Origin of the sequence: Cyanobium usitatum str. Tous (assembly GCF_003011885.1) — a bacterium.
GTDB lineage: Bacteria > Cyanobacteriota > Cyanobacteriia > PCC-6307 > Cyanobiaceae > Cyanobium_A > Cyanobium_A usitatum.
Map to the genome: position 1 here is coordinate 1 of NZ_PXXO01000024.1, position 11,268 is coordinate 11,268.

Annotated in this window: 11 protein-coding genes; 5 read left to right on the forward strand and 6 right to left on the reverse strand. The window is 60.2% G+C overall.

The window, feature by feature from the left end; all coding sequences use genetic code 11:
* On the reverse strand, positions 1-744 hold a 744-nt coding region (locus tag C7K55_RS13085; RefSeq protein WP_479415238.1), incomplete at its 3' end, for a photosynthetic reaction center family protein.
* A gap of 434 nt (positions 745-1,178) precedes the next feature.
* On the opposite strand from C7K55_RS13085, the gene C7K55_RS13090 reads away from it, so the two are divergent.
* Positions 1,179-1,448, forward strand: a complete 270-nt coding sequence (locus C7K55_RS13090) for a hypothetical protein (RefSeq protein WP_106633167.1) — start codon at positions 1,179-1,181, stop codon at positions 1,446-1,448.
* A gap of 178 nt (positions 1,449-1,626) precedes the next feature.
* A complete protein-coding gene (locus C7K55_RS13095; RefSeq protein WP_106633168.1) occupies positions 1,627-2,406 on the forward strand; it encodes a response regulator in 780 nt (259 codons plus the stop codon).
* A 61-nt stretch (positions 2,407-2,467) separates the two neighbouring features.
* Here C7K55_RS13095 and C7K55_RS13100 read toward each other — a convergent pair whose 3' ends face one another.
* From C7K55_RS13100 to C7K55_RS13120, 5 genes are all read right to left on the reverse strand, one after another.
* Positions 2,468-2,752 (reverse strand): hypothetical protein, encoded by a 285-nt coding sequence (locus C7K55_RS13100; RefSeq protein WP_106633169.1) that lies wholly within the window; start codon positions 2,750-2,752, stop codon positions 2,468-2,470.
* Between the two features lie 4 nt (positions 2,753-2,756).
* Positions 2,757-3,017 carry a DUF2811 domain-containing protein gene (locus C7K55_RS14265; RefSeq protein WP_106633170.1) on the reverse strand — a complete coding sequence of 87 codons (261 nt, stop codon included), beginning with the start codon at positions 3,015-3,017 and terminating at the stop codon, positions 2,757-2,759.
* Positions 3,018-4,179: 1,162 nt separating this feature from the next.
* The gene (locus C7K55_RS13110) at positions 4,180-5,604 is read right to left on the reverse strand and encodes an MFS transporter (protein WP_106633171.1); all 1,425 of its coding nucleotides are present in this window, start codon (positions 5,602-5,604) and stop codon (positions 4,180-4,182) included.
* Positions 5,605-5,896: 292 nt separating this feature from the next.
* Positions 5,897-8,089: a PhoX family protein gene (locus C7K55_RS13115; RefSeq protein ID WP_106633176.1), complete on the reverse strand. Its 2,193-nt coding sequence runs from the start codon at positions 8,087-8,089 to the stop codon at positions 5,897-5,899.
* A 7-nt stretch (positions 8,090-8,096) separates the two neighbouring features.
* Positions 8,097-9,056 carry an esterase-like activity of phytase family protein gene (locus tag C7K55_RS13120; RefSeq protein WP_106633172.1) on the reverse strand — a complete coding sequence of 320 codons (960 nt, stop codon included), beginning with the start codon at positions 9,054-9,056 and terminating at the stop codon, positions 8,097-8,099.
* A 220-nt stretch (positions 9,057-9,276) separates the two neighbouring features.
* On the opposite strand from C7K55_RS13120, the gene C7K55_RS13125 reads away from it, so the two are divergent.
* The 3 genes from C7K55_RS13125 to C7K55_RS13135 all read left to right on the forward strand — a co-directional run bounded on the left by C7K55_RS13125 (position 9,277) and on the right by C7K55_RS13135 (position 10,838).
* Positions 9,277-10,218 carry an ATP-grasp domain-containing protein gene (locus C7K55_RS13125; protein ID WP_106633173.1) on the forward strand — a complete coding sequence of 314 codons (942 nt, stop codon included), beginning with the start codon at positions 9,277-9,279 and terminating at the stop codon, positions 10,216-10,218.
* Positions 10,219-10,367: 149 nt separating this feature from the next.
* The gene (locus tag C7K55_RS13130) at positions 10,368-10,574 is read left to right on the forward strand and encodes a Nif11-like leader peptide family natural product precursor (protein ID WP_106633174.1); all 207 of its coding nucleotides are present in this window, start codon (positions 10,368-10,370) and stop codon (positions 10,572-10,574) included.
* 54 nt (positions 10,575-10,628) lie between these two features.
* Positions 10,629-10,838 carry a hypothetical protein gene (locus tag C7K55_RS13135; RefSeq protein WP_106633175.1) on the forward strand — a complete coding sequence of 70 codons (210 nt, stop codon included), beginning with the start codon at positions 10,629-10,631 and terminating at the stop codon, positions 10,836-10,838.
* The last annotated feature ends 430 nt before the right edge of the window (positions 10,839-11,268 follow it).

Genomic DNA, 11,268 nt, shown 5'->3' on the forward strand with positions numbered 1-11,268 from the left:
GATGATGGAGGGGCCCTCGAGTGGGGCGGACGTGCAGCCGGAGGTGTGGCTCTGGCGCTCGGTGGTTTCACGAACCAGCGAGGAGGTAACCAGTGAACCGTGCATGGCGGAGAACAGGCTGCCACCGAAGACACCAGCCACTCCCAGCATGTGGAAGGGGTGCATCAGGATGTTGTGCTCAGCCTGGAACACGAGCATGTAGTTAAAGGTGCCGGAGATGCCAAGGGGCATGGCGTCCGAGAAGGAGCCTTGACCGAAGGGATAGACAAGGAACACGGCAGATGCTGCGGCCACAGGAGCGCTGTAGGCGACGCAGATCCAGGGGCGCATGCCCAAGCGGTAGGAAAGCTCCCACTCGCGTCCCATGTAGGCGTAGATGCCGATCAGGAAGTGGAAGACCACCAGCTGGAAAGGACCACCGTTGTAGAGCCACTCATCGAGGCTGGCGGCTTCCCAGATGGGATAGAAGTGCAGGCCGATGGCGTTGCTGGAAGGAACAACAGCACCGGAGATGATGTTGTTGCCGTACATCAGGGAGCCAGCTACGGGCTCACGGATGCCGTCGATGTCGACAGGGGGCGCGGCGATGAAGGCCACGATGAAGCAGATGGTGGCAGCCAGTAGGCAGGGGATCATCAGCACACCGAACCAGCCCACATAGAGGCGGTTGTTGGTGGAGGTGACCCAGTCGCAAAACTGGTTCCACGCAGAAGCGCCTTGGCGCTGCTGAATAGTGGTTGTCATGAGAACGGATTGGGGAAGAGCTTGCCGGGCTAGAGCCGAGAGGCTTTGCAGGAAAGCAGTAAGTAGATGCGGGGCGGAAAACCGCTCGCTCATCTGAACTTAACACCAATTCACATCTTCCGGCCCACTTGGAGGCTCAACTGGGCAGCAGCAGGGCTGATGGCACCGACAAGCCCGGCTGATCACCCCCTATCCGGTGGTCGATGCACAAGGTCCGGCACGGAGATCCCGTCTTGGTTGTTTTCGGAGACAGCCGCCACCGGGACCCTGGTGCCGCGGAGGTGCTCATTCACCCAACAGGTGGCCTTCCCTTGCCAGCCCCGTTTCGTCCTGCGGCGCAACCCGTAGGGGCCAGTGCTTGATCTGGCGCACCTTGGTGTGCGTGGATAGACGTTCTTGGGTAGCCGCACCGCAAGGTAGGGCCAGCAAAGCCGATGACGCCTGAACTCGCAAACTGCGTACTAGAGGGACTCCTGCTGCTCCATGAGGAGCTGTCACAGGATCCTGAGTCGCCTTGGTACGTAGGCACACCAGATCAGACGCAGGTGCTGCATGACGAGCTCTGGATCTTGGCTGGAGAGCTCTACGCCCGTTCCAGCGCTGCCTTGGTAGATGCCTGGTACCGAGCTGGGCGCTCGTCGTTACTGCCGGTGAACTGCACCGGCGAGCTGTTCAGCAGCCGGCACCTCCAGCTGGTGGGCTGATTAGGTCTGCTCACGCCGAGGGTGATGCAGCAACTAATGACTGAGGCTTTGAGCCGTTAGGAGTAAGAGCAAGGAGCGGCGGATAGGGCAGGTGCTTATGTGACGATTCTTGTTCGCAATCCGCGATCAACGGAGATTCCTCCTAAGTCTTGCCCCATCTTGCGGCGCTTGGTGTGTCTTGACCCCAGAACGTCGTACCAATACCATCCGAATATTGATCGCCGATGACGAGTCGAACATCAGGCGCATATTGGAAACGCGGCTGCGTCTAGCTGGCTTTGAGGTGGCTGCGGCAGTCAATGGGATGCAGGCGCTTGAACTCTTCCGCAGTTTTGAGCCGGATGCACTTGTTCTTGACGTGATGATGCCAGAGCTTGATGGTTTCGCTGTGACCGAGCGGATCCGAGCTCAATCAGAAGTGCCGATTATTTTGCTCACTTCTTTGGGTGATGTAGGCGACCGCCTCACTGGACTAAAGCTTGGCGCCGATGATTACATACTCAAGCCATTTAGCCCCAAAGAGCTTGAGCTACGTATTCGCTGTGTGCTGAGAAGAAGCTCTCCATTGCTTCTCAGCGGCAAGCAAATAAATAATGGCGCTGACCGAAAGCCTGCAAGCAGTCATTGGCTGATTGTAGGGAATTTCAGGGTTGATCTAACGCGCCGCAAAGCCTATCGCGGTGATGAGCGCATCCGTCTTACGGGAATGGAATTCAGCCTGCTAGAGCTATTGATTAAGCGAGCGGGTGAGTCAGTCAGCCGACTTGACATCCTCGAGCAGGTTTGGGGGTATAGGCCCACAAAATCTAATGATAGTCGAGTTGTAGACGTTCACATATCACGACTGCGCGCAAAAGTGGAGGAGGACGTAGAGGCTCCCGAGCTTATTCTTACAACGCGAGGCAAAGGCTACATGTTTCGGCGTTGCAGCCAGGAAGAAATGTCTCTCAAAGTATGAGCCCATGCTCGTGATCTCTCCATAAAGCAGTCAGGACTGGCCCCGGCAGCACCCCCTAAAGTTAACGTATAAGGCCAAGATATTTCAAGAGGTCTTGTTGCAAGCGGCGATGTAAAGGTGTGACATTGACCATGTTTTTTGGAGGTGAATTCAGTTCAATTCCAGACTGTTCTGCCTCCTTGCGAACCTGCCTCAAGACAGGTATCAGCAGCAAGGCCATCACAAGCGACATCAGCAGCAGCGCCGGAAGAACGCTGATGGTCATGGCAACAAAAACGGTCCCGGCCAGCATTTGACTGGCCAGCACCAGCCACTTCGGTTTGCTTTTGCCGGATAGCTGTTTCATGGCCTCATCTTGATAGCGCTTCCGGCTCACCGAGCCCTTGGTTTGGTCCGCGAAACAATCCATCTAGGTAGTGCTTGACCACTGCGGGCTGCATCAGCCTGTACTGATCCCATTGCGGGTGACCAACGATGAATACCGCCATTGCATCTGGAATCCCAGTCATCAAGACGCCAACACAGAGCACCCGCCCGTCAAAGCAGTATCCCGCTGCGGCACTAGCGGAAGTGACCGCAAGACACTTGTGGCTGTCTTGGTTTTTGTTCATTGTGAACGCTTGCGGGCCTAATCCTTTGCCTCTGCTATGCCGCTGTCAAGCTCCGCTGCAATTTCCCAGGGCCAGGACCACAGCGCTTGCATTTGAGCGAGTCTCGCCTGGATCGCCTGTGTAATCCCCGCTGACCGCAGAGCCCAGCAGCAACGGCACACTCGTCTACAGGCTGGATGGCACCACGCTCGTGATCCTCGCCTGGCCGCGATCAATACCGCTGAGGCCAGCTGAGCGAGGGTAAGACAAGCCTCGAGGAGGTGATTCCCTACGACATGCTGGCGGTGTGCACTACCCCAGTGATGTGGAGGCCAGTCAGAGGCTGGCCCTGGCGATCAGCAGAGATGTGATCAAATCCCCCGAATGGAGAAGCTTCAAACAACAACTAGCCGATGAACTTCAGCGGTTATTGGTTGCTCCCCCGGCTGGCCTGCCATTGCTTTCCGATTGATGGCTTGGCAGCATCAATTGAGGCGGCGGTGGTCGCTGATATGCGTGGTAATCCTGCCGGTTGCGATGGTGATGCCAGTTCAGGCTTTACCCCAACTAGTGGTGTTATTACGGCGTGGTCACAATTACAGCCCAGCTGACCAGCAGAGCAACTACAACCTTTCAAGAATGGGGCTAGTTCATGGCCTCCAATAGGACGCATGCTGATGGCGTGTGTCGTGCCAGAGGGGCCCTTGCATTTGGCTAGTTACAGCTTTGATGACAGATCAGGAAAGAGTGCCAGAACTTATCAAACGCTCGGTCCTCTGGCTGTGTTCACGGGGCGGAATATTCGGGTCTTTCCCAATGCCGCAGAGCGCTCTGAAAACATTGGACGGGAGCTGGTGGTAGCTCCCGAGTTTGCGGCGGCACGGTGGTGATGGCCTGGGAGCATCGGCATCTGCCAGAGCTGGCTCGAGGATTGGGCTGGTCACGGATGCCGAGGATCAGGGACGACGACTTTGATGGCCTGTGGCTGCTGCGGTATTCAGGGCAGCAAGGGGAGCCTGCCGTGAGCCAGTTGTCCCTGGGTGAGTTGCAGCGCCAGGATTGCTTCAGGGCATCGAGCCCAGCCGGCCATTCGTTACAGCATCTTTCCCGGCAATTGCTGTTGCCCTTGAACAAGACATCGGGGGGTGCGTTGAGCAACCATGATTCGATCGGCCATCAAGGATCAAATGGCGTCGATGTCGATACCTGTGGTTTCGATCCGGTAGATCCAGGTGATGACCGCACCCACCAGGGAAGTGATTGCTAGGAGGGGGAGCAGTCGCTCGGTGCCCCACTCGGCCAAGAGGGTGGGAAAAAGAAAGGCTGTCAGTACTGCGCCAGCTTTGCCGATGGCGGCCGCTAAGCCAGCGCCAAGTCCGCGCACCCTGGTTGGAAACACCTCGCCGGCCAGTAAATAGGTCTGGGAATTCGGCCCCAGGTTGGTCATGAATTGGAACAGCACGAAGCCCGCCACGATCACCACCACATTGGTGTGGTTACCCAGATTGCCGAGTGCTGCGATGAGTAGGCCTGCAGCGCAGCCCACAAAGCCCAGAATCTGCAGCGGGATCCGTCCCCAGCGATCAGCCAAGGCGATTGCACAGGCGATTCCTACTAGAAATCCGACATCAACCAGTGCGGTTCCGCGAGCGCCTAGTAGGTCGTTGTGAATGATGGCCGCAACGGTGTGTTCCTTGGCCTCAGCACCGAAGGCAGCGGCGATGATCACCGGCGTAAAAATGCCAATGCCGTAAGTGGAGAGGTCCTGGAGAAACCAGGGCACTGAAGCCAGGATTGTGGCGCGCTGCAACTTGCCTGTGAACAGCTGACGCCAGTCGGTGCTGCGTTCGATGTGCCCTTCTTCGGCGATCTCGAGATCGAGCAGATCAACGTCTTTGCGGCCCAGTAATTTGCGTAGCTGTTTTTCCGCTTTTTTGACGTTGCCTTTACTCACCAGCCAGTGGCTGCTCTCAGGCAGGAACAAGCGCCCCCACACCACAAGCAGCACCGGCACTACCGGGATGAGATAAAAAATGCGCCAGGTGCTTAGTTCGGGTTTGCTGTCCAGCACCACCGCGGCGATCGCAGTGCCCAGAACGGCTCCTAGCGCTTGGAAGCTGAAGGCTCCCAGCACCAGCCGGCCTCGCACCGATGCTGGGATGCTTTCAGAGATCACCAGGTGAGCTGTTGGGTAGTCGGCGCCAAGGGCAACACCGATCACAAACAGCGCGGCCACGAGGGTGTGGGCGCTGGGGCTGAAGGCTGCGGCGATCAGTGCCCCCGCCAGAAGCACCATTTCACCGATGAAAACAGGCTTGCGGCCAAAGCGATCTGCCAACCCACCCAGGCAGAGGGCTCCGATCAGAATGCCCGCCAAGGTGGCGGCGGTGACCAAACCCTTGTCGGTGCTGGTCATCGCGAACTCGCTATCTATGAGGGGCAGGGCGATACCCCCCATGAAGACGATCAATCCCTCAAAGAATTTGCCAGCGGTGGCGAGGCTCCATACCAGCCATTGCATGCTCGAAAGCGGCGGGCCGCTCAAGCGGACGCCCCCTTCCCAGCTGGGCACTTCCTCGATGTAGGCCTGAACGCTGCGCTTTCCCATTGCTGGTGAGGCTGTGGATCAACTCGGCCCAGGCTGCATCTAGTGGGCAGGGTTGTGGTTAAGAAATCGCCCTTACTTCGCAGTTCTGTTCCGATCGCGGTTGATGGCCCCCATGAGAGACGTTGACCAGCCCTTCATCCGAAAATTGGAGCCCGATGACCTTTATGCCGCGGCTGAATGCCAAGAGCTTGCGAACGGTGAGCTTGGAGTGGATTCCAGCGACGGTCTCACCGGGGGAGGGTTTGTGCCGATGTTGAGTCCCACATGAGCTAACGATCCCAATCCGAGCTGCCTACGGCGAGGGAGCGATCAGTGGTTGGTTGTTCAGCCGTCGGATCGCCACCACTCCTGGCCGGGGAGGCCGGCCTGGCACGCCTGAGGGCCAGTTAGAGCCCAGCGGCACCCAGCGCAGCTGCTCGAAGCGTTGACCGTTTCGATCGACCAGGCTGTGGGCTTGGGCTTCCACCTCCTTGCCTTGGCGCACACCCTGGCCCTCGCCTGGGTGCTGCACCGCCAGAAACAGAGTGCGGCCCTCGGTATCGAAGCAGGGCCCGCACAGCTCAGACCCCACCGGACCGATCGCAAAGCAGAGGGCCTGTCCCGCCATTGCACTTGCGCGGGGCAGCAGCCAGCAGCTGTTGTTGCCGAACACATCGAGGTCCGCATCCCCAGAGCGATCGGTCACCAGCCAGAGGTTGCCGGATGGGTCGAAGGCGAGGTTATCGGGATGGCTAAAACCGAGCCCGCCCTCCCAGGGCAGGCCGCCAGCGGCCACCATCCGCCAGCGGAAGCGGGCGCCTCGGCCAGCGCCGCCATCGCTCAGGCGCATCACCCAACCGTGGGGCCAGAGGGATTCGCCTTTGGGGCCGCGGAAGACCGCCGGATCACTGCAGCCGCTTTCATCACGGCCTGCCGCCGTGAAAGCGATCAGCAGGTCGCCGTTGATCGGGTCGATATCGGTGTCTTCTGGCCTGGGGCAGGCTGTGGCACCAGCAGCGTTGGCGGCTAGATGGGCATCAATCAAGATCGCCCCCTGCTGCCGCAGCTGCGCCTGCACGTCATCGCCGCCCAACGGGTAAAGATCGCCAAGTTTTTTGTAGCGGCTGCAGTAGGCCTGCAGTGCGGAATCGCTGCTGAGCGCTTCACTGCCGCTGCGCTGGCGGTCGCTGTGGGGCAACACGACCGGTTGCTCCCAGCCAAAGCGCTCGTAATGACTGGGGGGTTGCGGCTGCACCGCCGTGGTGGCCTCCAGGGCAATCCAGGTGCCGCTGCCTTCTGCGTTGAAACGGGCCACCTCCAGGCGCCCGGCTGCAAACAGCCGCGAATTGGTGCGATCGAGCGGGTCTTGCACGAGCCCCTCACTTACAAAGCGGTAAAAGTGCCCGCCATGGCGATCGCAACCCGAATACACCACCAGCGGCTCCCCGGACCGCGCCACAACGGCAACGGCTTCGTGGCGAAAGCGGCCCAGAAGACTGTGCTTAACCGCGGGTTTGCTTGGCTCGCGGGGATCGAATTCCACCATCCAGCCGTACTTGTTGCCGGCCAGCCCAAAGGGATTGCCGAGCCCGTCGAGGCGTGAACCGTCCCAGCGGAACGGCCGCTTCTCGGGGGAAGCCGCCGAGCCATCGGCATAGACGGCCTCGGGTACCTGCGACTGAAAGTTTTCCTCAGCGCTCAGCACGGTGCCCCAGGGGGTGGTGCCGCCAGCGCAATTGGCAAAGGTGCCGATGATCCGATCACCCAGGCCGTCGCGGTAGCCAAGCGGCTGGCTGTGGCGAAACACCGCCGCCGCCGGACCGCTGCAGCGCAGTGCCTGCTCCTGCTGGCTGAGCCCGCTGAGCCCATCGATGCGCCGCTCATAGCGACTGCCGCCGAGGCGGCGCCAGCCTGAGCTCCCCTGCTCAAGCTCGAGCACGCCGATGCCGAGATCAGCCATGGCAGCACGGGCCACGGCCTCGATCAGCGAACGCAGCGGGTCGTTCGCAGCCAGGCTGGCCACGTCCACGCTGCCGCCGCGGCTGGCCAGGGACTGCTGCAAAGGCTCCAGCGGCAGAGTGGTGCCCACGGCTTCTGAAAAACCTGCCGACCAGGTCTGCGGGCTGATGTATTCGAAGTTGATACTCAACAAGGCCTTCCCGCCAGGCAGGGCCTGAAATGCCAGGTAGTCGTTGTTGAAGCCAAAGCGACCCGTGGCGAGAAGATCCCCCCAGACAGCAATCAGCTCGGCGCGATAGCCCTCGGGAACCAGCAGTTTGTCGTCGACGTTGAACGTCCGATAGATGCGCCGTTGGTCTGCCGCACTCAGCCCGTCAGCAGGCAGGGGCAGAGGTGCACGCACGGGCACAAAGGGCAGGGCAGCATCCCCCGCCGTGCCGCGACTGCGCACCTCAAGCTGCGGCAGCAGCATGGCAGCGGCGCTGCTGCCAGCACCGATGCCCAGTAATTCGAGCAGCTGGCGGCGTTTGAGCGCGGAGCGATTCATTGCTGTTTCATTGCTGGGGTGGCCCTGAGCAGCCCGGCAGCTGGCGCGGCGCCAGCCGGGCAAGGTGTGATCGTTGCAGGGGATTGAAGTTGTCGTCGGTCGCCAGCAGCAAGCTTGGTCGGCCATCGCCAAGGGGCGGAGCCGCCAGCAACACTTCCCAGTTATCTGGAGCAAGACCGAGCTGCAGCAGATTCCAGCTGATCAGTGGTGCCACGGGGGGGACTTCATCGTTGCTGGTGGCGTTGGTTGTGATGGCGCTGGCGGGATACAGCACCAGTCGCGCCTGCCACTGATCGGGTGCCGTAAACCGTCGCCACAAACCGAGCAGTCCCTGCTTGCTGGCCAGCAGATCGGTGAGCCCCCAACCTCCAGGGGGCAGGGCCAAGGGGCGCAGCTCTGCAGGTTGCAAGGCGCCGCTGGCATCGGGCGCCCAGCGCAGCAGCCGTACGCGATCAGGTGGATCTTGCAGCAGGGGCTGTTCAGCCGCCATCAGCAAGGCCCCGTCTACAGGTGAACGGCTCAGGGACTCCGGGCCCCCATTGCTGCGCAGTCCACGCTTGGGTTGGAGGCGCCAATCTTGCGGCAACTCCCGGCTACTCAGAAGCGAACCTGCGGCCATGACGTAGCGGAGCAACGCAGCGGGTTGGGCAGGTTGCAGCCGCCCCTCAGTGGCTACCCAAAAGTGCTGGGCTTCAACCACCAGCCCTTCGCCGTCCATGGGCTGCGGCTGCTTCAGCGGTAGGGGTGGCAGCGGCACGAGACCCTTCAGTCCGCCGGCTCGGAAGCCACGCCAGCGGCTGATGCTGCCGCGGGGAGCATCGCTCAGCAGCCACAACTCATCAACTTCTGGGCGGTAGGCCCCGGCCGAGAAGCCACCCCCCTGGCTTGGTTCGATCAGCCGCTGCTCGACAACTTCCCAGCCGGCAGAGAGTGGACAGGGCAGGGCAATAGGTGTGGGTGCGTCCATGGCGAGTGCTCAGGTCGACGCGGATATTTCAGTGGGGGTGGGCTTGAACTGGAAGGACATCGTGCCGATCACGTTCACCGCTTGGATTGGATCAAGGATGCTTCTGCTGTAGCAGAGCTACTGCTCTTTTGCCTGTTGCGCCTGCAGCGTGTCCCTGTGCTGAAAAGGCTTGTAGCCATGGCCTCGCCACGAGAAAAGTGAGTTCGTGGATGGGGCTGGAATGGATCTCTGGGTGCTTCAAAAGCGACCGACCGGAATGGTCGAGCCCTTTGAGCTGACGCGGTTGCGGGAGGAGGCGCGCTCTCTTGACATACGCTTTGAGACCGTCGCACCAGAAGAAATCGATCTAATCGTTAGCCGTGGTGGCCGGCGATCAATTCGGCGCTGCGGCGCTGAGGTTCAACTCCCCGATGTCTTGCTGCCCCGCACTGGTAGTGGCACGGATTACTTCTCATTAGCGATCCTGCGCCAGCTGGAGCACCTGGGTGTGGCTGTGGTGAATCGCAGCAGCGCCATCGAGGCGGTCAAGGACAAGCTCTACGCGCACCAAATCCTCGCCCAGAGCAATTTGCCAATCCCACGCACCATGTTGGTGCGCTTTCCAGTCGATCCCCATCTGGTCGCCCAACAGATTGGGTTTCCCTGTGTCATCAAGCTGCTGGTTGGCTCTTATGGCGACGGGGTTGTGCTCAGCCGTGACCCAGCCAGCTTCCGTGACCTGATGGAGCTGGTCTCCGGGCTGGATCGCTCCCAGAGCCTGATCTTGCAGCAGTACATCGGTACGAGACCCGGAAAGGACCTGCGGGTCTGGGTAATTGGCGGCCAGGTCATTGGTGCCATGTTGCGCAGCAGCACCGATGGCAGTTTCAAGGCAAACATCAGTAGGGGTGGTGATGGGCAGGCATTTCCGCTTAACCCAGAGCTGGAGCGACTAGCGCGCGATTCAGCCGCCGCCTTGAACCTCGACATAGCAGGTGTCGACATGCTGTTTGATGGCGATGGTTACAGCATCTGCGAGGTCAATAGCGCCCCAGGCTTTCAGGGCTTTGAGACAGCCACGGGCCTGAACGTGGCTCGCCTGGTGCTTGAGCACTGCAGATCAACAGTGCAGTTATTGCCGCCAGTGCATCCCCAACTGCAAGCCCAAAACGCCGCCACCTGATTGCTTGCTACGGGCTTGTTGGGCTCTCAGCAGATCATTCCTGCGCTCGCAACGCTGCACCATTACAACAATGCGCCGCAATGTGCCTCAGGGAACCTGGCAGCAGGCTCCAGTTCACGCGAGGTTGATCCCATCTCTGGTTTGAGTAGATGAGCTGGTCTGATTTGGAGCGGATGGTTGCCGATGCAGAAACCAGCCCGACGCTCCAGCAGGTCCTGCATCAGTGCCGTAGCCGCCAGGAACTGCTGCACACCGCCCGCCAGCTGGGCTATCGGCTCACCAGATCTGACCTACAAAACGCCTGGCTGGAGCACCACAACGCAGCGGAAACGCAAGGAGCCACTGGCGTGATCTAGCCACGGAGCGAGACTGGGCGCGGCAAGATGTAACGAAGTCGTTACATCACTCTCATGACGGTCGGGGAAGTCTTTCTGGAGTCCATCTCTAGTGGTGTGATCACGGAGCATGAGATCTCTTGGGTCGCCTCCCAGCAGGGTGGCTTTGCCCGCCACGAGGAAGCCTTGGCGCTTCGGTTGGGGCGCTTGGTCGACGAGGGGCAGATCAACCTCGGTTGCCGCCTGCCAAGCCGGCGCCGCGGCAGAGCGGCCGCTTGCGCCTGAAACCGCAGCAGCTCCTATGAATCAAGACGACTCACTGCACTACTGGCGGAACATGCGCATCGCCATGGAGGTTGCCGGCGCAACTTCAAGTGCCATTTACAAACGCGCCCTAGCGATCACCCAGGGTCTTCCAGATCCCCTCGCATCTCAGGATTTAGCCGAGGGACAATTATGGGCCCCTTTCTGATCCGGAGGTTTCAGCTCAGGTAGTGGCCCTCCCAATCAGCCTGGAAACGCAAACGCAGCTCGACCCTTGCTGCACCCGTTCACAACCTAGGCGATCGATGTTGTTCCGCATGCCGGCCTACTTAATTCTGTCAATATTATTTCCATTTAACATTTTGACTGCCTAAGGAGACTCTGGAAAACCCAGCCTATCTGCGCGAAAATGAGCCTGTAACCGCAGGCCAGGACTGGGTTGATGGGCGGC